Origin of the sequence: Parenemella sanctibonifatiensis (assembly GCF_002250565.1) — a bacterium.
In the GTDB taxonomy this organism is placed as follows: Bacteria; Actinomycetota; Actinomycetes; order Propionibacteriales; family Propionibacteriaceae; genus Parenemella; species Parenemella sanctibonifatiensis.
Genome location: NZ_NMVJ01000010.1, coordinates 103,281 through 128,234, shown reverse-complemented (window position 1 = coordinate 128,234; position 24,954 = coordinate 103,281). Strand labels below are relative to the sequence as shown.

Annotated in this window: 29 protein-coding genes; 8 read left to right on the top strand and 21 right to left on the bottom strand. The window is 67.0% G+C overall.

The window, feature by feature from the left end; translation table 11 throughout:
• Positions 1-123: 123 nt before the first annotated feature.
• Entirely contained in the window at positions 124-1,680 is a 1,557-nt protein-coding gene (locus CGZ91_RS12380; RefSeq protein ID WP_094455589.1) for an alkaline phosphatase D family protein, read from the bottom strand.
• A 69-nt stretch (positions 1,681-1,749) separates the two neighbouring features.
• Positions 1,750-2,172: a VOC family protein gene (locus CGZ91_RS12375; RefSeq protein WP_229116611.1), complete on the bottom strand. Its 423-nt coding sequence runs from the start codon at positions 2,170-2,172 to the stop codon at positions 1,750-1,752.
• Positions 2,173-2,190: 18 nt separating this feature from the next.
• Between CGZ91_RS12375 and CGZ91_RS12370 the strand changes: the two genes are divergently transcribed.
• On the top strand, positions 2,191-3,078 hold the full coding sequence (locus CGZ91_RS12370) for an AraC family transcriptional regulator (RefSeq protein WP_094455585.1): 888 nt from the start codon (positions 2,191-2,193) through the stop codon (positions 3,076-3,078).
• Positions 3,079-3,138: 60 nt separating this feature from the next.
• On the opposite strand, the gene rpsQ is transcribed toward CGZ91_RS12370, so the two are convergent.
• The 13 genes from rpsQ to gltX form a co-directional block, all read right to left on the bottom strand.
• Positions 3,139-3,444 carry a 30S ribosomal protein S17 gene (gene rpsQ / locus CGZ91_RS12365; RefSeq protein ID WP_094450787.1) on the bottom strand — a complete coding sequence of 102 codons (306 nt, stop codon included), beginning with the start codon at positions 3,442-3,444 and terminating at the stop codon, positions 3,139-3,141.
• Entirely contained in the window at positions 3,444-3,686 is a 243-nt protein-coding gene (gene rpmC, locus CGZ91_RS12360) for a 50S ribosomal protein L29 (protein ID WP_094450786.1), read from the bottom strand. Before rpmC ends, rpsQ begins: the two co-directional genes overlap by 1 nt.
• A gap of 2 nt (positions 3,687-3,688) precedes the next feature.
• On the bottom strand, positions 3,689-4,102 hold the full coding sequence (gene rplP, locus CGZ91_RS12355) for a 50S ribosomal protein L16 (protein ID WP_094450785.1): 414 nt from the start codon (positions 4,100-4,102) through the stop codon (positions 3,689-3,691).
• A gap of 1 nt (position 4,103) precedes the next feature.
• A complete protein-coding gene (rpsC, locus tag CGZ91_RS12350; RefSeq protein WP_094450784.1) occupies positions 4,104-4,937 on the bottom strand; it encodes a 30S ribosomal protein S3 in 834 nt (277 codons plus the stop codon).
• Positions 4,938-4,939: 2 nt separating this feature from the next.
• Positions 4,940-5,347, bottom strand: a complete 408-nt coding sequence (rplV, locus tag CGZ91_RS12345; RefSeq protein WP_094455583.1) for a 50S ribosomal protein L22 — start codon at positions 5,345-5,347, stop codon at positions 4,940-4,942.
• Between the two features lie 23 nt (positions 5,348-5,370).
• Entirely contained in the window at positions 5,371-5,652 is a 282-nt protein-coding gene (gene rpsS, locus CGZ91_RS12340; protein ID WP_094450782.1) for a 30S ribosomal protein S19, read from the bottom strand.
• A 16-nt stretch (positions 5,653-5,668) separates the two neighbouring features.
• Positions 5,669-6,505: a 50S ribosomal protein L2 gene (gene rplB, locus CGZ91_RS12335; protein ID WP_094450781.1), complete on the bottom strand. Its 837-nt coding sequence runs from the start codon at positions 6,503-6,505 to the stop codon at positions 5,669-5,671.
• 25 nt (positions 6,506-6,530) lie between these two features.
• On the bottom strand, positions 6,531-6,836 hold the full coding sequence (gene rplW / locus CGZ91_RS12330; protein WP_094450780.1) for a 50S ribosomal protein L23: 306 nt from the start codon (positions 6,834-6,836) through the stop codon (positions 6,531-6,533).
• On the bottom strand, positions 6,833-7,510 hold the full coding sequence (gene rplD, locus CGZ91_RS12325) for a 50S ribosomal protein L4 (RefSeq protein ID WP_094455581.1): 678 nt from the start codon (positions 7,508-7,510) through the stop codon (positions 6,833-6,835). The genes rplW and rplD overlap by 4 nt, the downstream gene beginning before the upstream one ends.
• A complete protein-coding gene (rplC, locus tag CGZ91_RS12320; RefSeq protein ID WP_094450778.1) occupies positions 7,510-8,184 on the bottom strand; it encodes a 50S ribosomal protein L3 in 675 nt (224 codons plus the stop codon). The genes rplD and rplC overlap by 1 nt, the downstream gene beginning before the upstream one ends.
• Before the next feature lie 14 nt (positions 8,185-8,198).
• Positions 8,199-8,510, bottom strand: a complete 312-nt coding sequence (rpsJ, locus tag CGZ91_RS12315; protein ID WP_094450777.1) for a 30S ribosomal protein S10 — start codon at positions 8,508-8,510, stop codon at positions 8,199-8,201.
• 353 nt (positions 8,511-8,863) lie between these two features.
• Positions 8,864-9,700 carry a PfkB family carbohydrate kinase gene (locus CGZ91_RS12310; protein WP_094450776.1) on the bottom strand — a complete coding sequence of 279 codons (837 nt, stop codon included), beginning with the start codon at positions 9,698-9,700 and terminating at the stop codon, positions 8,864-8,866.
• A 92-nt stretch (positions 9,701-9,792) separates the two neighbouring features.
• Entirely contained in the window at positions 9,793-11,190 is a 1,398-nt protein-coding gene (gltX, locus tag CGZ91_RS12305) for a glutamate--tRNA ligase (protein WP_229116626.1), read from the bottom strand.
• Between the two features lie 119 nt (positions 11,191-11,309).
• Here gltX and add point away from each other — a divergent pair, with 119 nt between their 5' ends.
• The 4 genes from add (at position 11,310) to CGZ91_RS12285 (ending at position 14,366) form a co-directional block, all read left to right on the top strand.
• Complete coding sequence (gene add, locus CGZ91_RS12300; RefSeq protein ID WP_094455579.1) at positions 11,310-12,329, top strand: adenosine deaminase; 1,020 nt, start codon at positions 11,310-11,312, stop codon at positions 12,327-12,329.
• Between the two features lie 42 nt (positions 12,330-12,371).
• Positions 12,372-12,800, top strand: coding sequence for a DUF4265 domain-containing protein (locus tag CGZ91_RS12295; RefSeq protein ID WP_094455577.1), 429 nt, complete (start codon positions 12,372-12,374; stop codon positions 12,798-12,800).
• A 148-nt stretch (positions 12,801-12,948) separates the two neighbouring features.
• Entirely contained in the window at positions 12,949-13,842 is an 894-nt protein-coding gene (locus tag CGZ91_RS12290; RefSeq protein WP_229116610.1) for an aminoglycoside phosphotransferase family protein, read from the top strand.
• A gap of 314 nt (positions 13,843-14,156) precedes the next feature.
• Positions 14,157-14,366 carry a hypothetical protein gene (locus CGZ91_RS12285; protein WP_144276900.1) on the top strand — a complete coding sequence of 70 codons (210 nt, stop codon included), beginning with the start codon at positions 14,157-14,159 and terminating at the stop codon, positions 14,364-14,366.
• A gap of 37 nt (positions 14,367-14,403) precedes the next feature.
• Here the strand turns inward: CGZ91_RS12285 and CGZ91_RS12280 are convergent, their stop codons facing one another.
• Entirely contained in the window at positions 14,404-15,429 is a 1,026-nt protein-coding gene (locus CGZ91_RS12280; protein ID WP_094450902.1) for a 6-phosphofructokinase, read from the bottom strand.
• Between the two features lie 126 nt (positions 15,430-15,555).
• Here CGZ91_RS12280 and treY point away from each other — a divergent pair, with 126 nt between their 5' ends.
• Entirely contained in the window at positions 15,556-17,853 is a 2,298-nt protein-coding gene (gene treY, locus CGZ91_RS12275) for a malto-oligosyltrehalose synthase (RefSeq protein WP_229116609.1), read from the top strand.
• Positions 17,854-17,940: 87 nt separating this feature from the next.
• A complete protein-coding gene (locus CGZ91_RS12270) occupies positions 17,941-18,627 on the top strand; it encodes a hypothetical protein (RefSeq protein WP_094455571.1) in 687 nt (228 codons plus the stop codon).
• Between the two features lie 103 nt (positions 18,628-18,730).
• Here CGZ91_RS12270 and tuf read toward each other — a convergent pair whose 3' ends face one another.
• From tuf to rpsL, 4 genes are all read right to left on the bottom strand, one after another.
• Positions 18,731-19,921 (bottom strand): elongation factor Tu, encoded by a 1,191-nt coding sequence (tuf, locus tag CGZ91_RS12265; protein WP_094450771.1) that lies wholly within the window; start codon positions 19,919-19,921, stop codon positions 18,731-18,733.
• A 193-nt stretch (positions 19,922-20,114) separates the two neighbouring features.
• Positions 20,115-22,157, bottom strand: coding sequence for an elongation factor G (gene fusA / locus CGZ91_RS12260; protein ID WP_229116625.1), 2,043 nt, complete (start codon positions 22,155-22,157; stop codon positions 20,115-20,117).
• Positions 22,158-22,273: 116 nt separating this feature from the next.
• Positions 22,274-22,744, bottom strand: coding sequence for a 30S ribosomal protein S7 (rpsG, locus tag CGZ91_RS12255; protein ID WP_094450769.1), 471 nt, complete (start codon positions 22,742-22,744; stop codon positions 22,274-22,276).
• Entirely contained in the window at positions 22,744-23,115 is a 372-nt protein-coding gene (rpsL, locus tag CGZ91_RS12250; RefSeq protein WP_094450768.1) for a 30S ribosomal protein S12, read from the bottom strand. Before rpsL ends, rpsG begins: the two co-directional genes overlap by 1 nt.
• Positions 23,116-23,484: 369 nt before the next feature.
• On the opposite strand from rpsL, the gene CGZ91_RS12245 reads away from it, so the two are divergent.
• Positions 23,485-24,072, top strand: a complete 588-nt coding sequence (locus tag CGZ91_RS12245; protein WP_229116041.1) for an AAA family ATPase — start codon at positions 23,485-23,487, stop codon at positions 24,070-24,072.
• A gap of 15 nt (positions 24,073-24,087) precedes the next feature.
• Here CGZ91_RS12245 and CGZ91_RS12240 read toward each other — a convergent pair whose 3' ends face one another.
• Positions 24,088-24,942, bottom strand: coding sequence for a metallophosphoesterase family protein (locus tag CGZ91_RS12240; protein WP_094455566.1), 855 nt, complete (start codon positions 24,940-24,942; stop codon positions 24,088-24,090).
• Between the last annotated feature and the right edge of the window lie 12 nt (positions 24,943-24,954).

Here is a 24,954-nt window from a genome sequence, read left to right as displayed (position 1 = left end):
CCCCAAGGCAACCGTGCAAGCATACAACAACGCCTGCTGCGGCCCCAATCGTGGACAAACCGGGCGTTGGCGACCGGTCCTGGTCACCAGGCGTACGCCCAGCACCCGCTTCCGGGTGGCCGGTCAGGCCTGGACCGCGCCCGGGAGCCCGTCCTCGACCACGAAGGTGGCCCGATTGATGATGTCCGATCCGGGGGATGACACCGTCGGGACGACGCGGAACTCATTGGTCAGGCTGTCCGGGCGTACCGTGACCCGGCTGTAGCCGCGCTGGAAGTTGTAGTACTTCAGGTGAGGATTGGCCTGGAGCAGCCGCTCCCCCACCGGCGAGCTCGGGGCTCCGTCGCCGTTGCTGCTGATGGATGTGCCGATGAACTCCGAGCCGACCACCTCGGCGGTGTCGGGATGTTCGTAGTCGGTGAGCAGGTCACCGACGTAGTTGCAGTGCTTGTCCCCGGTGATGACCACCAAGTTGCCGACCTCACGTTCGCGGGCCTCCTGCAGGATCAGGTTGCGCTCGTAGGCGTAGTAGTCCCACGAACCGCTGAACTTGTCGACGGCCGGATCGGGGTCCTGGTCCATCTCGATCATCGCCTGCTGGTTGCCGATGATCTGCCACTGCGCCTGGGAGGACGAGAAGCCGCTGACCAGCCAGTCGCGCTGGGCGTGACCCAAGTTGGTCGAGATCGGATCCAGGCGCTGGTCGAGTGTCGTCATGCTGCGGAAGGTGTGCGAGTCGAGCAGCGTGAAGTCCGCCAACGCTCCGTACTGCAGCTTGCGATAGATCTGGATGTCCGGACCGTCAGGACGCTGCCCTGCTCGCAACGGCAGGTTTTCGTACATGGCCTGGAAGGCGTCCGCTCGCCGCTGGAGGTCTGCCTCGGTCGTGTCGTTGGTGCCCTTCCAGTTGTTGAAGACCTCGTGGTCGTCGAAGGTGAACGCCCACGGGTGGGCGGCATGGGCGGCCTGCAGGTGACGATCCAACTTGTAGACCGAGTACTGCAGTCGGTAGCGAGCCAGGTCCAGACACGGGGTCTTGAACCAGTCCGGCATCGCGCCACCGTCGTGGAACTGCGGGTCCGCCAAATAGGACTTTTCGTAGATGTAGTCGCCCAGGTGGATGACCAGATCGAGATCCTCCTGCGCAAGATGCTCGTACGCGGTGTAGTGACCACCTTCGTAGCTCTGGCAGGAGGCGAAGGCGAAGCGGATGTCGTTGAGCCGGGTCCCGGCCGCTGGTGCGGTGCGGGTCCTGCCCACCGGGGAGGTGTGACCTGCAGCCTGGAATCGGTAGTAGTAGACCCGATCCGGGCGCAAGCCCGTCACCTCAGGATGGACCGAATGAGCCAGCTCCGGGCTGGCCAACACCGTGCCAGCGCGCACCACGGCTCGGAAGCGCTCGTCCTCGGCGACCTGGTAGCGCACCGGCACCCGGCGCAGCCCCATCCCACCGCCGGCATCAGCCGCCAACGGATCCACCGCCAGCCGGGTCCACAACACCATCCCGTCCGGAGTCGGATCGCCCGAGGCCACACCCAAGGTGAACGGATTGTCCGGCAGCGGCGCCGCCCACGCATCGGTGGTGGGCAAGGCGCCGGTGCCGAGCAGCACCGCGGCCGCGCCAGCTCCGGTCAGGCCAAGAAAGAGACGTCGTGACGGCAGCAGGCCAGTTCGGGCCATGATTCACACTCCGGGGGTAGAGGTGATCAGGACACTACCGCCGGCTCCGACCCACCGCTCACGGGGCCCTCAGCCCCAGTTGGCTGCGTCCGTCAGGCAGAACGGATGCCCGGCAGGGTCCAGGAGCACCAACCAGCTCTCCCCCGGCTGCTCCGCGGGGCGAGTCGCCCCCAGATCGACGCATGCGGCCGCCGCCGCCTCGATGTCAGCCACCGCCAGATCGAGGTGGAACTGCTTGTGGCCGTCATCAGGCCAGCTCGGCGGCTGGTGATCGGGAACCACTCCAATGCCCAAGGCATGGCTCGGGCCAGCGAGCATCGCGTAGTACTCGTCCTGATGAACGATCGGCCAGCCCAGCACGCCGGCATAGAAGGTGGCCAGCTCGCCGGCATCCTTGGCGTCCAGCGTGATCATCGCCAGCGAGGCGATGCCCGCCGGGTTGTCCTGCTGCGACGAGTCGGTGGCGGTGTTCTGCTCTGTTGTGTCAGTCATGACTGCCATGCTGGTGCCATGCCCGGCAGCTCCGATAGGACGAATGCGACAGCGCCTCACCTGCTCGGTCATGTCTTGCGGCCGGATGAGTTCGCTCACCACGCCAGCTACGACCACGCGCTGCCGGCGCCCGAGCTGCGCCACTGGGTTGACCGGTACTGGTCGGTGCAATGGCAGCTGCCACCCGGCACCGGCTTCACCGCCACCACCATCGACGACCCGTCACTGCACCTGAGCCGGGAACGCGGCAGCATATCTCGCTGCGACCAGCCCGGCGCCGGACACTGGCTGACCGGGCCCCGGCCCCGCGACGGCTTCGAGGCGACTCTCAGTGGGACCGGAGCCGTGCTGGCGGTGAAGTTCGCCATCGGCGCGGCACCACTGTTCGCTCCCACGCTGCAGCCGGACCAGTTGTGTGGCGCCACAGCTCCAGCCGATGCGCATTTCCCCGGGCTCGCCCAGGAGTGGGCCGACATCCCCGACGGCGCGACGAATGCCGCACCCCAGCTGGATGCCTGGCTGTCGGCTCGGACCCCTGGCCCCGACGTCGGCTACGAGCGGCTCCGCGCGGTCCTGCAGGCGATGACCGACCAGCAGATCACCCGGCTGCCACAGCTCGCGGAAGCCCAGGGCTGCACGGTGCGTACGCTGCAACGACAGTTTCGGCGGTACGCCGGCGTCAGCCCGAAGTGGATGCTGATCCGGGCCCGGGTCACAGAAGCCATCGCCGCGCTCGATCGGAGCGAGCCCCATCAGGAACCGGTGATGGCTGACCTGGCCCACCAACTGGGCTGGTCGGACCAGACACACTTCATCCGCGACTTCCGCGCCGTCACGGGACAGACGCCGTACGCGTACCTGGTGGCGGCCCGGAAACACAAGAGCGGGCCACACCCGAAGGTGTGACCCGCTCCATGCGGTGGTGTGTGAGAGGCGCTGTCGTGTCAGACGACGTGCCGCGTCAGATCACTTGGCGCGCTCGCGCACCTCGACCAGACGCCAACGCTTGGTCGCGGACAGACGACGGGTCTCCATGATTCGGACCCGGTCGCCGATGCCGGCCTCGTTGTTCTCGTCGTGGGCCTTGAGGCGCACGGTGGTGCTCATGATCTTGCCGTAGAGCGGGTGGCGCTTGCGGTCCTCGATCGCCACAACGATGGTCTTGTCCATCTTGTCGCTCACGACGATCCCGGAACGCACCTTGCGGAAGGTGCGCTCCTCGGCGCCCTGCTCCTCCGGCGTGGTGGTGGTGTCGGCGGTGGTCTCGCTCATCAGTTCTCCTCATCCTCGGCGCCCGGCTCGGCAATGATGCCGAGGTGGCGCTCCTGGAGCACGGTGTAGACCCGGGCGATGTCCTTGCGGACCTCGCGGAGCCGGGCACTGTTCTCGAGCTGACCGGTGGCCGCCTGGAAGCGGAGGCCGAACAGCTCCTCCTTCAGCTCGCTGACCTTGTCATTCAGGTCGGCGCGACTGAGGCTGCGCAGGTCTGCGGCCTTGATGTCCGTCTTGGCCATGGTCACTCCCCTTCCCGCTTGATCACGCGGGCCTTCATCGGCAGCTTGTGGATCGCGAGGCGCAGAGCTTCCTTCGCGACCTCATCGGTCACGCCGGACAGCTCAAACATCACACGTCCGGGCTTCACATTGGCGATCCACCACTCCGGCGAGCCCTTGCCCGAACCCATGCGGGACTCGGCAGGGTGCTTGGTCATCGGGCGGTCCGGGTAGATGTTGATCCAGACCTTGCCGCCACGCTTGATGTGACGAGTCATCGCAATACGCGCGGACTCGATCTGGCGGTTGGTGACGTACGAGCCCTCCAGGGCCTGGATGCCGTAGTCACCGAACGCCAGTTGGGTGCCGCCCTTGGCCGCGCCGCCCCGCTTGGGGTGGTGCTGCTTGCGGTACTTCACTCGACGAGGGATCAGCATGTCAGTTACCTGCACTCTCGGAAGCGGCGCTCGCCTCGGCCTGAGGAGCCTCGGAGCGCTCGGAACGGGAATCCCCGCCACGATCGTTGCGACGACGGCCACCGCGCTCGGGGCGGTCGCCCCGACCCGGTCGACGGTCGCCACGGCCCGGACGCTGACGGCCACCGGCCGCCTGACGGGCAGCCTTCTGCGCCGCGCGCTCGGCACGGGTGCCGGAGACGTCGCCCTTGTAGATCCACACCTTCACGCCGATACGACCGAAGGTGGTACGGGCCTCATAGAAGCCGTAGTCGATGTCCGCACGCAGCGTGTGCAGCGGCACCCGACCCTCACGGTAGAACTCGGACCGGCTCATCTCAGCACCGCCGAGACGGCCGGAGCACTGGATCTTGATGCCCTTGGCGCCACCGCGCATGGCGGACTGCTGCGCCTTGCGCATCGCACGACGGAAGGCCACGCGAGCGCTGAGCTGCTCGGCCACACCCTGGGCAACCAGCTGGGCGTCGGTCTCGGGGTTCTTGACCTCGAGGATGTTGAGCTGGACCTGCTTGCCGGTAAGCTTCTCCAGCGCACCGCGCACCCGCTCCGCCTCGGCGCCGTTACGGCCAATGACGATGCCAGGGCGAGCGGCATGCAGGAAGATGGTGACCCGCTCGGAGCGACGCTCGATCTCGATCGAGGAGATGCCGGCGCGATCCAGGTTGGTGATGAGGTATTCGCGAATCTTCACGTCCTCGGACACGAAGTCGGCGTACTGCTTCTCCGCATACCAACGGGTCTGGTGGTCGGTGGTGATCCCGAGGCGGAAACCTACGGGGTTGATCTTCTGACCCATGCTCAGGCCTCCTTCTCGTTCGCTCGGGGCTCCACCACAACGGTGATGTGGCTGCCGCGCTTGAGGATCCGGCTGGCCGAGCCCTTGGCCCGGGGACGGATCCGGCGCATTGTCATGCCCTCGTCGACGAAAGCCTGCGAGATGTACAGGTCGTCGGCGCGGAGCTGCTCACTGGACTCGGCGTTGGCCACCGCGGAGGCGACGACCTTGTAGACCGGCTCGCTGGCGGCCTGGGGCGCATACTTCAGTGCGTCCAGGGCTTCGGCGACGTCCATGCCACGGACGGTGTCGATGACTCGACGGACCTTGGTGGCGGACATCCGGACGTGGCGCGCGATGGCGTACGAGCCGGGACGCTCACCCAGGAGGGCGGCGCGGCGGCTGGGACGCTGCTTGCTGTCGGTGCTCATGAATTCAATTCCTCTCGGCGCGCTCAGCGGCGACGGGCCTTGCGGTCGTCCTTGATGTGACCCTTGAAGGTCCGGGTCGGGGCGAACTCGCCGAGCTTGTGGCCGATCATCGCCTCGGAGACGAAGACCGGGACATGCTTGCGGCCGTCGTGAACCGCGATGGTGTGACCGAGCATCTCGGGCACGATCATCGACCGGCGCGACCAGGTCTTGATGACGTTCTTGGTGCCCTTCTCGTTCTGAGCCTCGACCTTCTTGGTGAGGTGCTCGTCAACGAAGGGACCCTTCTTCAGACTGCGTGGCATCTTCTCAGGCTCCTGATCAGCGCTTCTTGCCGGACTTGCGACGGCGGACGATGAGGCGGTTGCTCGCCTTGTTCTTGGACCGGGTCCGGCCCTCGGGCTTGCCCCAGGGGCTGACCGGGTGACGGCCGCCGGAGGTCTTGCCCTCGCCACCACCGTGCGGGTGGTCGACCGGGTTCATCACAACACCGCGGACGGTCGGGCGCTTGCCCTTCCAGCGGTTACGGCCGGCCTTGCCCCAGCTGATGTTGGCCTGCTCGGCGTTGCCGACGGCCCCGATGGTGGCGCGGCAGCGGATGTCGACCATGCGCATTTCGCCCGAAGGCATACGCAGCGTGGCCATCGCACCCTCACGGGCGACGAGCTGGATGGAGGCGCCGGCCGAACGGCCGAGCTTGGCGCCGCCACCGGGCCGCAGCTCCACCGCGTGCACCGTGGTGCCGACGGGGATGTTGCGCAGCGGCAGGTTGTTGCCGGGCTTGATGTCAGCGGACTCGCCGGCCTCGACGCGGTGGCCCTGGTTCAGACCGTTCGGCGCCACGATGTAGCGCTTCTCGCCGTCGGCGTAGTGCAGCAGCGCGATACGAGCGGTGCGGTTCGGGTCGTACTCGATGTGAGCGACCTTGGCCGGGACACCGTCCTTGTCGTAACGACGGAAGTCGATGAGACGGTACGCCTGCTTGTGGCCGCCACCGATGTGGCGGGTGGTGATTCGGCCCGAGTTGTTGCGGCCGCCGGTCTTCGACTGCGAACGCAGCAGCGACTTCTCCGGCGTCGACCGAGTCACCTCGGCGAAATCGGCCACCGAGGAGCCGCGGCGACCGGGAGTGGTCGGCTTGTACTTGCGGATTGCCATGGGTGTGGTCCTTGTCTGTCGCTGCTCAGTTGCCCGAGCCGAAGAGGTCGATGCGGTCGCCCTCGGCCAGGGTCACGATGGCGCGCTTGCTGTCGGCACGCTTGCCCCAGCCGTTGCGCGTACGACGACGCTTGCCCGAACGGTTGATCGTGTTGACCGCAGTCACCTTGACGTCAAAAACGTTCTCGACCGCGATCTTGATCTCAGTCTTGTTGGCGCTCGGCTTCACGAGGAAGGTGTACTTGTTCTCGTCGAGCAGGCCGTAGCTCTTCTCGCTGACGACCGGCGCGATCAGAATGTCGCGGTGGTCGCGGATCTTGGTCTCGCTCACTTGGACTCCTCCTCGGCCTCGGCCTCGGTCTCGGTGGCGACGGCCTTGGCGGACTTCCCGCTGGTCGGACCAGCCAGAAAGGCCTCGAGAGCAGCCGACGTGAAGACCACATCGTCGCTGTTGAGGACGTCGTAGGCGTTGAGCTGGTCGGCGAGCAGCACGTGGACATGGGCCACGTTGCGCAGGCTCAGCCAAGCCAGGTCTTCGTTGCGGGCCAGCACGACCAGCACGCGGGTCGACTCGATCGCGGCCAGGTTGGTCAGGGCTTCCTTGGTGGAAGGCGCCTCACCGGAGACCAGCTGCTCGATCACGTGGACGTGACCCTCGCGGGCCCGGTCCGACAGCGAGCCACGCAGAGCGGCGGCCACCATCTTCTTGGGGGTGCGCTGGTCATAGGAACGCGGGGTGGGGCCGTGCACGATGCCGCCACCGGTCCACTGCGGGGACCGACGCGAACCGTGCCGAGCGCGGCCGGTGCCCTTCTGGCGCCACGGCTTGGCGCCGGTGCCGCTGACCTCACCACGACCCTTGGTGTCGTGGGTGCCCTGGCGAGCGGCGGCCTGCTGGGCCACCACGACCTGGTGGATCAGCGGGACGCTGGTCTGGGCGTCAAAAATCTCGGCGGGCAGGTCAACCTTCTTGCCCTTGGCGCCGATTACCTCAACAGAAGTCATCAGGCATCACCCTTCTGTGCCTTCTTGGCCGCGGAGCGGAGCACGACCAGCGAACCCTTGGCGCCCGGGATGGCTCCCTTGACCAGGATCAGGCCACGCTCGGCGTCGACCGAGTGGATGGACAGGTTCTGCACGGTGACGCGGTCGACACCCATGCGACCGGCCATCTTCAGACCCTTGAACACGCGGCCCGGGGTTGACGCGCCACCGATGGAACCGGGAGCGCGGTGCTTGCGGTGGGTACCGTGCCCGGCGCCCAGACCACGGAACCCGTGGCGCTTCATGACACCGGCGGTGCCCTTGCCCTTGCTGATGCCCGTCACGTCAACGATCTCGCCGGCGGCGAAGGTGTCAACGGTCAGCTCCTGGCCGACCTCGTAGTTGTCGGCATCGGCGGTGCGCAGCTCCACGAGGTGCTTGCGCGGGGTCACACCGGCCTTGTCGAAGTGACCGGCGGCCGGCTTGGTGACCTTGGCGGCCTTCACGGCACCGAAGCCGAGCTGAACGGCCGCGTAGCCGTCCTTCTCAGCGGTGCGCACCTGCGTCACGACACAGGGGCCGGCCTGGACGACCGTGACCGGCACGATCTTGTTGTTCTCGTCCCACACCTGGGTCATGCCGAGCTTGCTGCCCAGCAGACCCTTGAGGGTCCGTTCATTCGTCGTAGTGCTCATCGTCAGCTCAGACCTCACGGAAGCTTGATCTCGATGTCCACACCGGCCGGGAGGTCGAGGCGCATCAGCGAGTCGACCGTCTTGGGGGTGGGATCCAGGATGTCGATCAGCCGCTTGTGCGTACGCATCTCGAAGTGCTCGCGGCTGTCCTTGTACTTGTGGGGCGAACGGATCACGCAGAACACGTTCTTCTCGGTCGGCAGCGGCACCGGGCCAGCCACCTTCGCTCCCGTACGCTCGACCGTGTCGACGATCTTGCGCGCGGAGGAGTCGATGACCTCATGGTCATAGGCGCGGAGCCTGATGCGGATCTTTTGTCCCGCCACAGTTCGTCCTTCTTCTCGTCATCTGGTGTCCGGCGCTGGGTCCGGGCTGGTCAGTGGCCCCACTGTTGTGGATGCCCCCTCCGACCCACGCACTCGGGCGTGTCGCGCCAGTCACGACCACAGAATCCCCATCAGAATGGGAATCTGAAGTCTGGCGCGGCACCCGGTCCGCACACCCGCCAGCCCCAGGTGGACCGGCCAAGCATGCATCACGCGAGGTCTCAGGTTCGGTGCAATCAACCGCCAGCACTCGCATCTCTCAATACGTGGCTGACCGCCGAGCACACCCCAGCGACCCCTGTCGGAGCAACCCGTCGATTCTGTCAGATCCGAACGACGAATCCAAATCGAGGTCAGACGCCCTGCCACACGACGTCGAAGGGGCGGTTTCCGCGTACGGCGGCGAGGATGCCGGCGTCCACGAAGGCCTTGGCCGAGCGGGCTGCGTCGACTGCCGAAGCGCCTCGAGCCAGTTCAGCAGTGACGGCAGCGGCGACGGTGCAACCGGCGCCGTGGATGGCGTCCTCCCCCACCTTCGGGGACTGCAGCACCTCGACGACGTCGCCGTCGACGAAGACGTCCACCGCATCGGGGCCGGCCAGGCGTACGCCGCCCTTGGCCAGCACCGCTGCACCGCTGATCTCATTGATCTTCTTGGCAGCCGCGATCAGTCCGTCCAGATCCGTCACCGTCATCCCGGACAGCGCCTCGGTCTCGAAGTGGTTCGGAGTGACCACCGTCGACAACGGCAGGATCGCCTCCCGCAGCGCGTCATCGGTGGCCTGCAGGGTGGGCGACTCCTGACCCTTGCACAACAGCACTGGGTCCAACACGATGTTGCGCACCGACGAGGCCAGCTCGCCCTGCAACGCGTCGGCGACGACCTCGATGGTCGCCGGTGTCCCGAGCATGCCGATCTTGACGGTGTCCACCGTGTAGTTGGACAGCGTCGCCTCGATCTGGTCGGCGATCACCTGCGGATCCACCGGCACGAAGCGGTGCGCCCAGTCGTTGTTCGGGTCGACCGAGACCAGGCAAGTGATGGCGGCAGCGCCGAAGACGTCGTAGGAGTGGAAGGTCTTCAAGTCCACAGCTGCGCCGGCACCACCAGAGGCCTCGTTACCGGCAATGGTGAGGGCGACTCCGGCGGGGGTGTCGCGACGGCGCTGGACAAGGAACGGCTGTGTCATGGTCGCAGACGCTACCACCGTGACGGGACGCCCCGCACCGTTCTCAGACTGCCGAATCGTTGCCCGACGCGGCCCCTCGGATGGCCCCGCTCTCAGCCCTGCAGGGAGTCGCTGAAACGCTGCAGCCGACGCAGGCTGGAGTCGCGGCCCAGGATCTCCATCGACTCGAACAGCGGCGGCGAGATGCGGCGGCCGGTGATGCCCACCCGCAGCGGAGTGAAGGCAAACCGGGCCTTGATGCCCATCCCCTCCACCAGCTTCTCTCGCAACACCGCCTCGATGGCCTCGTGCGTCCAGGTCTCCAACCCCTCCAGGGCTGTGATGCCGGCGCTGAGGACCTCGGCTGCGTTCTCCTTGAGCTGCTTGAGGGCTTCGTCATCCGGCTCGACCTCGTCATCACCCCAGAACAGGAAGCCGAGCATCGGCTCGACCTCGCTGAGCAGTTGGATCCGCTCCTGCACCAGCGGAGCCGCCTGGCGTACGCGGTCGCGCTGCTCATCCGTGGCGGCCTCCAGGTCGCCGTGGGTCAGCATGTAATCGACCATCACCTCGGTCAGCTCGTCGGTGGAGAGCTGGCGGATGTAGTGGCCGTTGAGCCAGTTGAGCTTGTCGAGGTCGAAGACGGGTCCGACGGTGTTGACCTTGGCCCAGTCGAATGAGGCCACGAACTCGTCGAAGGAGGCAACCTCCTCGTTTTCGCGCACCGGCGGATAGCCGATCAACTGCAGGAAGTTGCGCAGCGCATCCGGCAGGTAGCCCTGCTCGATGAACCACGTCAGCCGGGCCGCCGGGTTCTTGCGCTTGGAGATCTTGGACCGGTCGGTGTTGCGCAGCAGCGGCATGTGGGCGAACCGCGGCGCCTCCCAGCCGAGCCACTGATAGAGCAGCAGGTGCTTGGGGGTGGACGAGATCCACTCCTCACCGCGCGCGACATGCGTGATGCCCATCAGATGGTCATCGACCACCACAGCCATGTGATAGGTCGGGAACCCATCGGCTTTGAGAATCACCTGGTCGTCAGGGCGCGGCGCCGAGACCCGGCCCCGGACCAGGTCATCGAAGAACAGCGACACGTCACCGGGCACGTACATCCGCACCACCGGCGTCTCGCTGAAGCCGGGCAACTCGGCGCGTTCCTCGCGGGTCTTGCCGTAGCACAGCCGGTCGTAGCCGGTCGGCTGCTTGGTCTTCTGCTGCACCTCACGCATCTGGGCGAGCCGCTCGCTGGAGCACCAGCAGTAGTAGGCGTGACCGGCCTCGATCAGCTGCTCGACGTACGGGCGGTAGGTCTCCAACCGCTCCGACTGGCGGTAGGGGGCGTACGGACCGCCCTTGTCGGGCCCCTCGTCCCATTCCAGGCCGAGCCAGGTCAGGGTGTCGTAGACCTGCTGCTCGCTGGTGGCGTCGTAGCGGGCGCGGTCGGTGTCCTCGATCCGCAGCACGAACTGGCCGCCCGTCTTGCGGGCATAGGCGAGGTTGAACAGGGACATGTACGCGGTGCCGACGTGCGGGTCGCCAGTCGGCGACGGCGCCACGCGCAGGCGGGCAGGAGTCTCGGTCATGATGGCCTCCACCCTAGTGGTTCGGCGGAGCGGGCACACTTGCCTCCATGGATCTTGCAGCACTCGTACGCCGGCTTCCCAAGGCCGAACTCCACCTTCACCTGGAGGGCACCCTCGAACCCGATCTGAAGCTGGCGTTGGCCCAGCGCAATGGCATCGACATCGGTCAGTCGACCGTTGAGGAGGTGCGCGCGACCTACCAGTTCGATTCGTTGGCCAGCTTCCTGGCTGTCTACTACCCCGCGATGGAGGTGCTGCAGACCGAACAGGACTTCTACGACCTGGCAATGGCCTATCTGCGTAGGGCGGTGGCTGATGGCGTACGTCGCGCCGAGATGTTCTTCGACCCGCAGGCCCACACCAGCCGAGGCGTTCCCTTCTCCACCGTGATCGAGGGCTACTCCCGGGCCGTGGCCGAGGCCAACCTCGCTGGCGTCGATGGCCAGCCGATCTCGGCCGCACTGATCATGTGCTTCCTGCGCGACCACAGCGCCGAGTCCGCGGCCGAGACGCTCACCGCCGCGATCCCCTACCAGGACCGGATCCTGGGCGTGGGTCTGGACTCGGACGAACGGGACCAGCCGCCGGCCAAGTTTGCGGAGACCTTCGCCAAGGCACGCGAGCTGGGCTTCAAGCTCACCATGCACTGCGACATCGACCAACCCGGCAGCATCGACAACATCCGCCAGGTGCTCGAAATGATCAAGGTTGACCGGATTGATCATGGTACGAACATCGTCGAGGATGCCGCCCTGGTCGAGTTGGTACGGGACCGGGGCCTGGGCCTCACCTGCTGCCCGATCTCCAACTCGTTCGTCACCGACGACATGAAGGCCACCGAGATCGTCGACCTGCTGGGGCGAGGCGTCCGCGTCTGCCTCAACTCCGACGACCCGGCCTACTTCGGTGGCTACGTCGCCGACAACTATCTGGCGTTGGCGCAGCAAGCGGATCTGGGGCCCGAGGAGATGGCCCAGCTGGCCCGCAAGTCCATCGAGGCCAGCTGGCTCGGCGACGCCGAGAAGGCGGCCCTGCTCAGCGAGATCGACGAGGTCATGCAGGCCTGAGTCGACGACGGGCATACGCGCTGGAGAAAGTAGGCTGGCCACATGGCTCACGTCTGGATCAACCTGCCGCAGGACGATGACGGCTACCCACCCTTCACCGAGGAGCAGTTGCACACCACCCCCGTTGGGCCGAACCTGCACCGCGTGGAGGCCACACCGGCCTTTGCCTACGGCATCGCCGTCGGCGATGTGCTCAGGACCCAGTCGGTCGAGGACGACTCCGAGTGGGTCACCGAGGTCGCGGAGCAGGGCAACCACTGGTGCTCGCGGATCGTGCCGCTCAATGGCACCGAGACCCAGCGCATCGTTGACCTGATGGCCTCGATGGGGGGCACGGCGGTCGGCACCACCTATGGTCTGGTGACCGTTGACTTCGAGGCCGGAGTCGACTCCAAGCACGTGCTGGCCGAGTTGCAAGCCGGACGCGAAGCCGGTGACTGGGACTACGACCTGGGCGTGAAACCAACCTGAGGGAGTGCCCGCCGTTGCCGCCAACGGAGGGGTACGCTGGTTTCCAGCCTCGATCAGCACCATCGGGCCCTCATCCCCCATCACGTCCATCGGGGGGCCGCTGTCTTCGCCACGGAGAGGCCCTCGATTGACTCCTAGGGTGGTGCTCATGCCCATCCCGCCGGCCGAGGTGCCCATCGATGCCGAGCTGGTGCGCGCTCTGCTGGATGTCCAGCACCCTGACCTGGCCGAGTTGCCGCTGACGGCCGCCGGCGAGGGTTGGGACAATGCGTTGTTTCGTCTCGGCCCAGACCTGGTGGTGCGGCTGCCACGGCGAGCCCAGGCCGTGGCGCTGATTGAACATGAGCTGCGCTGGATGCCCACCGTGGGCGCCGAACTGCCGGTGCCGGTGCCCACCCCGGTGCGGCAGGGAGTGCCGGGCTCGGGATACCCCTGGCCGTGGTCGATCTGCCGTTGGGTGGATGGCACCTCGGCCGTGGCCCTGGACGCCCGTGCGCGCGACGGCTACGCGGCCGAGTTTGGGACGGCCCTCGCCAAGGTCCACCGCATCGCCCCGGCCGGGGCGCCACCGAATCCCTTTCGCGGGGTGGCACTCACCGACCGGGCCGACAGACTCCGGCAACTGGCGGCGTCGACACGATCGGTCGCGCAGTGGGCCATCATCATCGAGGATGCTCTGGCCGCCCCCGCGCACCGGGGCCGGGCGCTGTGGGTGCACGGTGACCCCCACCCGGGCAATGTGGTCGTTGATGTCAGCGCTGGGAGCACTCGCCTGGCTGGTCTGGTCGACTGGGGTGATCTGACGGCAGGTGACCCGGCCAGTGACCTCGCCTGCCTGTGGTTGCACTTCACGCGTGCTGGTCACGAGCGGGCCTGGGCTGGGTACTGTGACGCCCGGACGCCACTGGTCGACGCCGGGAGTCTGCATCGCAGGGCTCGCGGCTGGGCTCTGATGATGACGGCGGTCATGCTGCAGCACGAGCCGTCCGACCCTATGTGGGCCTGCGGCATCCACGCCCTCGAGCGGCTGGAATCGGAGTAGTCGACCCACAGAAACCTTGACGACAGGGTGTCCTCATGATTGGCTGGAGCGCGTTAGAGACACCCTGTCGCATCCGCTGGATGCCGCGCTGTCGCCACATTCGTCGCCATGAACGCCACCACCCCCGCCCGCTGGCAGCCTTTCTTCTGGGCCAGCGCCATCTTCACCGCCGTGGGCCTGCTGTCGGGTCTGTTCTACCGCGAGTTCACCAAGCACTACGAGTTCGAGGCGCCGCCTGACTCCGACTCCCGTCGCAGGGAGTCGGAGTCCGCGGCCCGATGGCGAGGTCCCGAATCGGCGGCACAGTGGGCGGCATGGACATCACCCAGCTACTCATCACCGTTGGCTCGGTCTTCGGCATCGTCATCATCTGTGCGCTGGCGATCGTGCCGTCCATCCCCAGCGTGCCGATGTCGGAGAGCCGCCGCTGGCCGGTCGAGATCGACGAGCCGACAACGGGGACCGCGTCATCCACTACAGCCGCAAAGGCCGCCGAGACCCGGGAACGAGACCTGGCCGCCTGATCCGCGCCCGGCAGCGCCCCCTCCAACGCCCTGGCCCTCAGGCCAGGGCGTTTGCCGTGCGCAGGAGATCCTCGGGCACGTGCTTCACCTTGCCCTCCACCTCTGCCAGATCCACCAGTTCGATGTCCATGCCGCGCTTGGCGGTCATCACATTGGATCGGCCCTGCTGGATCGCATCCACGGCCGCCACCCCGAAGCGCGACCCCAGGATCCGGTCCGTCGGCAGCGGCGAGCCGCCCCGTTGGACGTGACCGAGCACCGTCAGCCGGGTCTCGAAGCCGGTCCGCTGCTCGATCTCTCGGGCCACCACGCTGCCCACCGAGCCGGCGATCAATTCACCGTGCTTGCCGTACGCCACCTCGTAGTCCAAGGTGCCTTTGGCCGGATGAGCGCCCTCGGCGACCACCACGATCGAGAAGGACTTGCGGGCCCGGTGCCGGTGCTTGAGGAAGCGTTCCACCCGATCCATGTCGAACGGCGCCTCGGGCGCGAGCACGATCTCGGCGCCGCCGGCAATGCCGGCCATCACCGCGAGCCAGCCGGCACTACGGCCCATCACCTCCAGCACCATCACCCGGTTGTGGGACTCGGCAGTGGTGTGGAGCCGGTCGACCGCTTCGGTGGCGATGTTGACCGCCGTGTCGAAGCCGATCGTGGAATCGGTCATCACGACGTCGTTGTCGATGGTCTTGGGGATGCCGACCACGTTGATGCCGGTCTCGGCAGCCACCCGCGCGGCCGCCGACAGGCTGCCGTCACCGCCGATGCAGATCAGGGCCGAGATCTTCTCCTCCTCGATGGAGGCCGCCACCGCAGCCATGCCGGCACCGTCCCAGTCCGGGTGGTAGCGGGCGGTGCCGAGCAGCGTGCCGCCCAGCGGCAGTACATTGCGTACGTCGTTGCGTGACATCGGCTGGGCTGCGCCCTCAGCGAGCCCCTTCCAGCCGTGCCGGAAGCCCACCACTGAGTGTCCGTAGCTGTTCTCGGCATGCTTGACCACGGCCCGAATCGCCGCGTTGAGTCCCGGGCAGTCGCCCCCGCCAGTGATCAGTCCAATCCGCATGATGCCCCTGTCGCCTCGTGTCCCGGGCCCCAAGACGGTGGCCCGACTCGCCTGCAGCGCCGCTGGCCGTCCCCAGCGTATCGCCGCCCTGCCGAGCCGAAACAGGGTCGCTCTAGGCTTGGACCCGTGAGCACACCGACTTCGACCTACCGCCTGCAGATCACCGCCGACTTCACCTTGACCGATGCCGCCGCGCTGGTGCCCCAGTTGCGTGACCTCGGTGTCGGCGCCCTCTATCTCTCCCCCGTCCTGCAGGCCACCAGCGGGTCCGACCATGGCTACGACACCACCGACCCAACCATGATCGATGTCTCCCGCGGCGGCGAGGAGGGCTGGCGCACCTTGATCACCGCTGCCCGGGAAGCCGGGCTCGGCGTCGTCGTCGACATCGTGCCCAACCACCTCGGCATCTCGGTCCCGCACGAAAACCCGGCCTGGTGGGATGTGCTTGCGCAGGGGCAGGACTCCCCGTACGCCGACTGGTTCGACATCAGCTGGGAGGAGGGACCGATCCTGGTGCCCGTGCTCGGCGATGACGAAGACAACCTGCTCCTCGACACCGAGGCCGGCGAGATCCGATACCACGAGCACCGCTTCCCGCTGGCGCCGGCCAGCTTCCGGCCGGGCGATGACCTGGCCGAGGTGAGGCAACGACAGCACTATGAACTGTGTCACTGGACCGAGGGAGACCAGCGGCTCACCTATCGCCGCTTCTTTGCGATCAGCACGCTGGCCGGCGTACGCCAGGAGGACCCGGCCGTCTTCGCTGCCACCCACCAGCGGATCGCCGGCTGGATCGCCGACGGCGAGGTGACTGGCCTGCGGGTGGACCATCCCGACGGCCTCACCGACCCGGCCGACTACTTCACCCGGCTGCGCGAGCTGGCACCGGACGCTTGGATCGTGGGCGAAAAAATCCTCGAACCGGGCGAGGACCTGCCGGCCTGGCCGATCGCCGGCACCACCGGCTACGACGCCCTCAACGAGGTGCTGTGGCTGTGGTTCGACCCGGCACGCGAGGCCGAGGCCACCGCCGGCTGGCAGCAGCTGACCGGGGACCAGGGCGATGCTGCGGCCCACATCCGCGACGGCAAGGAGCTCGCCGCGACCACCATGTTGGCCGCCGAAACCACCCGGGTGGCGCGTCTGGTCGCTGAAGCCGGAGGCCGCGCATTCCCACAGGAGCTCGAGGCAGCGATCGCCGCGCTGGCCATCCACTTCGAGGTGTATCGCAGCTACCTCCCCCACGGCCGGGAACTGCTCGACCGAGCTGCCGAGCTGGCCCGCGCGGCGCAGCCGGACCTCACCGACACCATCGCCGCCGTCCTACCGGTGCTGGCTGACCCGACCCAACAGGCCGCGCGCCGCTTCCAGCAACTCACCGGCGCGGTGATGGCGAAGGGAACCGAGGACACCGCGTTCTATCGGTACGCCCGCGCCATCGCCCTCAATGAGGTCGGCGGTGACGCCGCCCGCTTCGGCACCGCCCTGGCCGACTTCCACACCGCTCAGGAACGCCGCCAGCACCACTGGCCCGACGCCATGACCGCCCTGTCGACCCACGACACCAAGCGCGGCGAAGACGTCCGGGCCCGGTTGGCGGTGTTGTCGGAACTGCCGCGGGAGTGGCAGGGGTACGCCCGGCAGTTCGTCGAGACCGGCGCCGAACTCGGTGTCGATGCTCCGATGGCGTACCTGTTGGCGCAGATCCTGGTCGGCACCGGACCGCTCACCGACCGGCAGCGGCTCTACGACTACGCCGACAAGGCGGCCCGGGAGGCGGGCACGCGGACGCGGTGGACCCAGCAGGACCCCAGCTATGAGCAAGCCCTGCACGCGCTGATCGACCGCGGTCACGACAACTCCGGCCTGCGTGATGCTCTCGGGCGGCTGCTGGGAGTGGTGGCGCCCGCAGGTCGGGTCAACGCGCTGAGCCAAAAGCTGGTGCAACTCACCATTCCGGGCGTCCCGGACGTCTATCAGGGCACCGAGTTGTGGGATGACTCGCTGGTGGACCCCGACAACCGGCGACCGGTCGACCATGACCGACGCCGACAGTTGCTGGCCGAGATCGACAGCTGCCCGCCACTGGACGAGACCGGCCGGGCCAAGTTCTGGGTGGTACGCCAGACCCTGCGGCTGCGCCGGGAGCGGCCTGAACTGTTCACCGGTTACACCCCAGTCCTGGCCGAGGGCGAGGCACGCGAGCACCTGGTCGGATTCGACCGGGGCGGCGTGATCACGCTCGCCACTCGACTCCCGGTAACGCTCGGAGCACACGCGGGCCCTGGCTGGCCCGACACGACGGTGCAGTTGCCCTGGTCGGCCACCGATGTGCTCACCGGGAGGCAGTGGTCTGCCGGCGCGCTGGCGCTCAACGCGGTCTTCGACCGGCTGCCCGTGGCCCTGCTGGTGAAGGACTGAGCCCAAAGGACTGAACTGGCGCGAGCGTCCCAACCGGCCTCCCGAATGGCCCGTCGCGACGCCGCCGTAGGCTGGCGCCATGAAGGAGTGGTTGGATCCACCGCCCACTGGACCAGGCTCGGCGAGGTCAACCACGCGCTGTGGCCGGGGCGTGACTGGCTGCCGGTGGAGGCGCTGCCGCTGGACAGCATCGCACCCGCGGCAGCCCTGCCCGCCACTACTGCACCGGTGGTACGCCTGATCGTCGACTCGCTGGGTCGGACCACCCTGATGCGCGAGGACCAGGACCGCAGCCTGCACGCCAATGGCGGCTGGATGCCGCGGCTGGACCTGTCCTCAGTCTCCGGCGCCCGCGCGGCGATGGCTGAGCTGGCGGCAGCGACCGGCCCTACGGCCACCGCCGTCGGCTCCTTCGGAGACTCGCTGTGGGTTGACCTGTGGCATGCTCTCGCGCGGCGCCAGCTGCGGGCGTGGCGCTCACCCGACAGCCCGGTCCGCACCACAGACATCTGGGGTGGCGAGGAAGCACAGCCGCCGCCGATGTTCGATCCGGCGACGCTCGATCCGGCCCAGGCGCTCCAGGGCTGGTCGACCATCGTCGAACGGGCCGGCCTGCGGCGCGGCCGGGTCACGAGTTGGGCGTACCGGATCCCCCGGCTCCAGCACCAGGAACGGGGGCCGCTGCTGGTCTACAGCATCGGCAGTACGCCCGCGGTCCAGGTCTGGGTCGGCCCCGACGACGAGGTGATCTCGGTAGAAGCCACGGACTACTGAGCCGCGGCGCCAGGGCCGTTCGCCCCGGGGAACAGCAAACGGGGCCCCCGCCGCAGCGGGAGCCCCGTTCAACTGATCAGATCAGTTCAGCCGATTGGCTGGGTCACTTGATGACCTTGGTCACACGACCAGCGCCGACGGTGCGACCACCCTCGCGGATGGCGAACTTCAGCTGCTCCTCCATGGCGACCGGCTTCTTGAGCTGGACGGTCATGTCGGTGGTGTCACCGGGCATCACCATCTCGGTGCCGTCGGGGAGCTCGACCTCACCGGTCACATCGGTGGTGCGGAAGTAGAACTGCGGGCTGTAGCCACCGAAGAACGGCTTGTGACGGCCGCCCTCGTCCTTGGTGAGGATGTAGACGTTGGCCTCGAAGTCGGTGTGCGGGGTGGTGGTGCCCGGCTTGATGACGACCATGCCGCGCTCCACGTCCTCCTTCTTGGTGCCGCGGAGCAGCAGGCCGACGTTCTCGCCTGCCTGGCCCTCGTCGAGGATCTTGCGGAACATCTCAACACCGGTGATGGTGGTGGTCTGCTTCTCCTCGCGGATGCCCACGATGTCGACGGTCTCGCCAGTCTTGACGATGCCGCGCTCGATACGGCCGGTCACCACGGTGCCACGACCGGTGATCGTGAAGACGTCCTCGACGGGCATGAGGAAGGGCTTGTCGACCTCGCGCTCCGGGGTGGGGATGTACTCGTCAACGGCGTCCATGAGGGACAGCACGGAGTTGACCCACTTCTCCTCGCCCTGCAGGGCGGGGAAGGCAGCGACCTGGACGACCGGGCAGTCCTCGTCGAACTCCTGGCTGGCCAGCAGTTCGCGGACCTCCATCTCGACGAGCTCGATGAGCTCCTCGTCGTCCACCATGTCGCACTTGTTGAGCGCAACGACCATGGCGGGAACGCCAACCTGACGGGCCAGCAGAACGTGCTCGCGGGTCTGGGGCATCGGGCCATCAGTGGCGGCCACGACCAGGATCGCGCCGTCCATCTGCGCGGCACCGGTGATCATGTTCTTGACGTAGTCGGCGTGGCCGGGGCAGTCAACGTGCGCGTAGTGACGGTTCTCGGTCTGGTACTCGATGTGAGCGATCGAGATCGTGATGCCGCGCTGACGCTCCTCGGGAGCCTTGTCAATCTGGTCGAACGGCGACTGCTCGTTCAGGTCCGGGTACTTGTCGTAGAGCACCTTCGAGATCGCCGCGGACAGCGTGGTCTTGCCGTGGTCGATGTGCCCGATGGTGCCGATGTTGACGTGCGGCTTGTTCCGCTCGAACTTGGCCTTTGCCACTGGGGCTCCTTCTGGATTCTCACCACGCGGCCGCGCGGCGATGGAAATGAACTGTACTGCTGGTCACTGTGACCATCGGTCATGGTCCCGGCAAGGGACCCGGACCATTTTTGTGCACGGTGACAGCAGAGTCAAACTGGATTCTGCTGTCACCGCGCTTGCTGGGTGTCGGGTGGGGCGAGAGCCCCACGCCTCACTCCCCGCGAACCTTGGCGATGACCTCGTCGGCCACCGACTGCGGGCACTCGCCGTAGGAGTCGAACTCCATCGAGTACGAGGCCTGACCCGAGGTCTTGGACCGCAGGTCACCCACGTAGCCGAACATCTCCGACAGCGGAACCAGAGCCGTGATGACCTGGTTGCCGTGCTCGGCCCGGGTGCCCTGCATCTGGCCACGACGGGAGTTGAGGTCGCCGATCACCGTGCCCAAGTGGTCATCCGGAGTGGTGACCTCGACGCGCATCAGCGGCTCGAGGATGGCGGGGCTGGCCTTGCGGGCCGCCTCCTTGAAGACGGCGATGCCGGCAATCTTGAAGGCGAGCTCGGAGGAGTCGACGTCGTGGTACGCGCCGTCGAGCAGGGTGACCTTGATGTCCTCGACCGGGTAACCGGCCAGAACGCCGAACTGCATGGCCTCCTGGATGCCCTGGTCCACCGCGGGGATGTACTCCTTGGGGATGCGGCCACCGGTGACGCCGTTGACGAACTCGTAGCCACTGCCGGCTTCCTGGGGCTCCAGGTTGATGATCACCTTGGCGAACTGGCCCGAACCACCCGACTGCTTCTTGTGGGTGTACTCGACCTTCTCCACCGGCTTGCGCAGGGTCTCGCGATAGGCGACCTGCGGCTTGCCGATGTTGGCCTCGACCTTGAACTCACGACGCATCCGGTCGATCATCACCTCGAGCTGGAGCTCGCCCTGACCACCGATGATGGTCTGGCCGGTCTCCTCGTCGGTGTGAACCTTGAAGGTCGGGTCCTCCTCGGCGAGACGCTGGATGGCGACGCCGAGCTTCTCCTGGTCGGACTTGGTCTTCGGCTCGATGGCCTGCTCGATGACGGGGTCGGGGAATTCCATCGACTCCAGGATCACCGGGGAAGCCGGATCGCACAGCGTGTCACCGGTGGTGGTGTCCTTCAGACCCATCACGGCGCAGATCTGACCGGCGCCGATCTCGGAGATCTCCTCACGCTTGTTGGCGTGCATCTGGTAGATCTTGCCGATCCGCTCCTTGCGCTGCTTGTTGCCGTTCTGCACCTGCGAACCAGCGGTCAGGACGCCGGAGTAGACGCGTACATAGGTCAGCTTGCCCAGGTGCGGGTCAGCGGCGATCTTGAAGGCCAGCGCGGCCAGCGGCTCATCGGCGTCAGCGTGACGCTCGATGACATCCTCCGGATGCCCGGGCTTGAAGCCCTGGATCGCGGCGACGTCGGTCGGCGCAGGCAGGTACGCCAGCACCGCGTCGAGCAGCGGCTGGACGCCCTTGTTCTTGAACGAGGTGCCACACAGCACGCCGGTCACGGAGCTGGAGAGCACCGCGCGACGGATGCCCTGCTGCAGGTCCATGTCGGTGAACTCGCCCTCGAGGTACTTCTCGGCGAAGACATCGTCATGATCGGCGATGACCTCGAGCAGTTCCTCACGAGCGGTGGCCGCCTTGTCGGCGAGGTCGGCCGGGATCTCCTCGACCTCGTAGTCCTCGCCCAACGCGGTCTCGCCGCGCCACACCAGGGCGCGCATCTTGACCAGGTCAACGACACCGATGAAGTCAGCCTCGGAACCGATCGGCACCTGCAGCACGGCCGGGGTGGCGTTCAGCCGATCCCGGATGGTGCCCACGCAGAAGTCGAAGTTGGCACCGGTGCGGTCCAGCTTGTTGACGTAGCAGATGCGCGGCACGCCGTACTTGTCGGCCTGACGCCACACGGTCATCGACTGCGGCTCGACACCGGCAACACCGTCGAACACCGCGACAGCGCCATCAAGGACGCGGAGCGAGCGCTCCACCTCAACAGTGAAGTCGACGTGCCCGGGGGTGTCGATGATGTTGATCTGGTGGTCCTTCCAGTGGCAGGTCGTCGCAGCGGACGTGATCGTGATGCCGCGCTCCTGCTCCTGCTCCATCCAGTCCATCGTTGCGCCACCCTGATGGGTCTCACCGATCTTGTGGTTGATGCCGGTGTAGAACAGGATGCGCTCGGTCGTGGTGGTCTTGCCCGCATCAATGTGGGCCATGATGCCAATGTTGCGGACTTTGCCCAGGTCGGTCTCGATTGCGACTGCCACGGAAGGATTCCTCTTATCTGATTCGGGTGTTCAGCGATGGATGCCGGCGCGCTGCGACAGCAGGTTCACCAGCGGTAGTGAGCGAAGGCGCGGTTCGCCTCAGCCATCTTGTGGGTGTCCTCACGACGCTTCACCGAAGCACCGAGGCCGTTGCTGGCGTCGAGGATCTCGTTCATGAGTCGCTCAGCCATCGTCTTCTCGCGGCGCTGCCGGGCGAAGCTCACCAGCCAGCGCAGCGCCAGCGTGGTGGAACGGCCGGGCTTGACCTCAACCGGCACCTGGTAGGTGGCGCCACCAACACGGCGGCTGCGCACCTCGAGGGAGGGCTTGATGTTGTCGAGCGCACGCTTGAAGGTCTGGACGGGGTCAACACCAGTCTTCGCGCGGGTGCCCTCCAGCGCGGTGTAGACGATCTGCTGAGCCACGGTCTTCTTGCCGTCATAGAGGATCTTGCTGACGAGCTGGCTGATCAGCGGCGACCCGTAGACCGGGTCGACCATGACGGGACGCTTCGGGGCGGGACCCTTGCGAGGCATTACTTCTCCTTCTTGGCGCCGTAGCGGGAACGGGCCTGCTTGCGGCCCTTGACGCCCTGGGTGTCAAGGGTTCCGCGGATGATCTTGTAGCGCACGCCCGGCAGGTCCTTCACACGACCACCGCGGACGAGCACCATGGAGTGCTCCTGCAGGTTGTGGCCAACGCCAGGGATGTAGGCGGTGACCTCGATGCCACTGGACAGCTTCACGCGCGCCACCTTGCGAAGCGCCGAGTTCGGCTTCTTGGGGGTCGTCGTGTAGACGCGGGTGCAGACGCCGCGGCGCTGGGGCGAACCCTTGAGCGCAGGGGTGTTGCTCTTGCTGGCCTTGTCGGCTCGTCCCTTGCGGACAAGCTGCTGAATTGTGGGCACCGGCTGGTATCTCTTTCGTCTCGGGAAACCGAAGATGTTTCGGCAAGCTCCTTGGTGGCGAACTCTGTGCGGACCATGGCACCGCGTTGCCAGGACGGTTGATCCGGCACCTGCGGGTCACGCTCTCCGCATCTGATCGAGGGCCGCTTCCACGGCCGCGCTCAGGCGAATTCGCCGTGTGTGAGTCCAACTGCGCGAAATCACCTCTCAGGGATGACACGCTCGGGCACACACGAGGTGCCCGGTCAGCCCGGGCACACTGCTCTAGATTAATCGCCAGTCCCTCGCAGGTCAAAATTTCCCGGTTCAGCGGGGAACACACCCACGCACCTGGCCCGGTTCCGCACCAGCGTTGGCATACTTGGGCCCGTGGCTGACGAGGCGGATCTGGCTGACCGGCGGGACGAGGAGGTTCGGATTCCCGCCCAGTCCCAAGGGCGGGTTCTGGTGATCACCGGCGCCATGGCCTCCGGCAAGTCCACGGTAGCCGAGTTGCTCGCGAGCCGTTTCGAGCGATCCGTTCACGTACGCGGCGACAGCTTCCGACGCATGATCGTCAACGGCCGCCAGGAGATGACCCTCCACCCCAGCGACGAGGCAACCGCGCAGCTGAAGCTGCGCTACGACATGGCCGCGGCCGTGGCGGACCAGTGGGCTGCGGCCGGCTACGACGCGATCGTCCAGGACGTCATCATCGGCGCCCACCTGCAGCATTTCATTGATGCGATCGCCACTCCGCAGCGGCATCTGGTGGTGCTCTCCCCCAGCGTGTCCGCCCTGGAATGGCGTGAGCAGCAGCGCCACAAGGCGGGCTACGTCTACTTCTCCCCCGGCGCGATGGATCAGGTGCTGCGCCAGGAGACCCAGCAGATCGGCTACTGGCTGGACTCCAGCGCACAAAGCCCGTCCGAGACCGTTGACGAGATCCTCGCCAACCTGGACCTCGCCCGGGTCTGATGCTGACAGCCCGACTCAGGCCTCGGTGTGTTCAGCCAGCCAACGCTGGTCCGCAGCCGCCAACTGCTCGGCGACGTCAGCCACCTGCTCCAGATCCGGGTCCTGCTTCACCCTGGTGTCGGGGGCGGCGGCGTACACCTGTGAGGTCCACCCGCCGTCGGGCCGGATCTCGGTGTGGACGACGCCGCTGGCCACCAGCCAGCGTTCGCGCTCCGCCGGCAGCCGGGTGTCGACCAGGTAGGTGATCGCCGGTGCGACCTGGACCGGCACCCGCCGGTTGCCCACCACCCCATCGGTGTGAAGGTGGTAGTGCAGGTGCCCCGCCAGCACCATGCGTACGTCCTCGAAGTCACCGATCAGTTCCCACAGCGCCTCGTGGTCATGCAGCCGGATCCCTCGCTGCAACCTGGTCAGCGGATCCACAGGCGGATGGTGCAGTGCCAACACCGTCGGCTCGCCGGGCCGGTCGCTGAGTTCCTGACGCAACTGGCCCAACTGCTCGGCGCCAACCACACCGCCCACCAGTCCAGGCCGGTGGCTGTCGATCATGATGATCCGGAAGCCGGCCACCCGGTGCACCGCGATGGCGCCCAGCGGCACATGCAGCTCCGCGGCCATGGTGGGACCGTCGTCATGGTTGCCGACCGCCCACAGCACCGGCACTTCGCCGGCCCAGCCCTGCACCAGATCGTGGACCTTGCGATAAGCCTGCGCACTGCCGTCCTCGCTCACGTCACCGGTGTGAATCACCACGTCGACGTCGCGCTCACAGCCCGCGAGCATCTCCTCCAACGCTGCGGTGGTGTCACGCCCGTGATGCCGTCCCCGATTGGCCAACAGATGGGTGTCCGAGAGGTGCAGGATCCGCATGCGGACACTCTA

Coding starts and splice junctions, on each gene's coding strand:
- CGZ91_RS12380 (WP_094455589.1), bottom strand. CDS start 1,680: ATGGCCCGAACTGGCCTGCTGCCGTCACGACGTCTCTTTCTTGGCCTG.
- CGZ91_RS12375 (WP_229116611.1), bottom strand. CDS start 2,172: ATGACTGACACAACAGAGCAGAACACCGCCACCGACTCGTCGCAGCAG.
- CGZ91_RS12370 (WP_094455585.1), top strand. CDS start 2,191: ATGCCCGGCAGCTCCGATAGGACGAATGCGACAGCGCCTCACCTGCTC.
- rpsQ (WP_094450787.1), bottom strand. CDS start 3,444: ATGAGCGAGACCACCGCCGACACCACCACCACGCCGGAGGAGCAGGGC.
- rpmC (WP_094450786.1), bottom strand. CDS start 3,686: ATGGCCAAGACGGACATCAAGGCCGCAGACCTGCGCAGCCTCAGTCGC.
- rplP (WP_094450785.1), bottom strand. CDS start 4,102: ATGCTGATCCCTCGTCGAGTGAAGTACCGCAAGCAGCACCACCCCAAG.
- rpsC (WP_094450784.1), bottom strand. CDS start 4,937: ATGGGTCAGAAGATCAACCCCGTAGGTTTCCGCCTCGGGATCACCACC.
- rplV (WP_094455583.1), bottom strand. CDS start 5,347: ATGAGCACCGACAGCAAGCAGCGTCCCAGCCGCCGCGCCGCCCTCCTG.
- rpsS (WP_094450782.1), bottom strand. CDS start 5,652: ATGCCACGCAGTCTGAAGAAGGGTCCCTTCGTTGACGAGCACCTCACC.
- rplB (WP_094450781.1), bottom strand. CDS start 6,505: ATGGCAATCCGCAAGTACAAGCCGACCACTCCCGGTCGCCGCGGCTCC.
- rplD (WP_094455581.1), bottom strand. CDS start 7,510: ATGACTTCTGTTGAGGTAATCGGCGCCAAGGGCAAGAAGGTTGACCTG.
- rplC (WP_094450778.1), bottom strand. CDS start 8,184: ATGAGCACTACGACGAATGAACGGACCCTCAAGGGTCTGCTGGGCAGC.
- CGZ91_RS12310 (WP_094450776.1), bottom strand. CDS start 9,700: ATGACACAGCCGTTCCTTGTCCAGCGCCGTCGCGACACCCCCGCCGGA.
- gltX (WP_229116626.1), bottom strand. CDS start 11,190: ATGTCCCTGTTCAACCTCGCCTATGCCCGCAAGACGGGCGGCCAGTTC.
- add (WP_094455579.1), top strand. CDS start 11,310: ATGGATCTTGCAGCACTCGTACGCCGGCTTCCCAAGGCCGAACTCCAC.
- CGZ91_RS12295 (WP_094455577.1), top strand. CDS start 12,372: ATGGCTCACGTCTGGATCAACCTGCCGCAGGACGATGACGGCTACCCA.
- CGZ91_RS12290 (WP_229116610.1), top strand. CDS start 12,949: ATGCCCATCCCGCCGGCCGAGGTGCCCATCGATGCCGAGCTGGTGCGC.
- CGZ91_RS12285 (WP_144276900.1), top strand. CDS start 14,157: ATGGACATCACCCAGCTACTCATCACCGTTGGCTCGGTCTTCGGCATC.
- CGZ91_RS12280 (WP_094450902.1), bottom strand. CDS start 15,429: ATGCGGATTGGACTGATCACTGGCGGGGGCGACTGCCCGGGACTCAAC.
- fusA (WP_229116625.1), bottom strand. CDS start 22,157: ATGGCCCACATTGATGCGGGCAAGACCACCACGACCGAGCGCATCCTG.
- rpsG (WP_094450769.1), bottom strand. CDS start 22,744: ATGCCTCGCAAGGGTCCCGCCCCGAAGCGTCCCGTCATGGTCGACCCG.
- CGZ91_RS12240 (WP_094455566.1), bottom strand. CDS start 24,942: ATGCGGATCCTGCACCTCTCGGACACCCATCTGTTGGCCAATCGGGGA.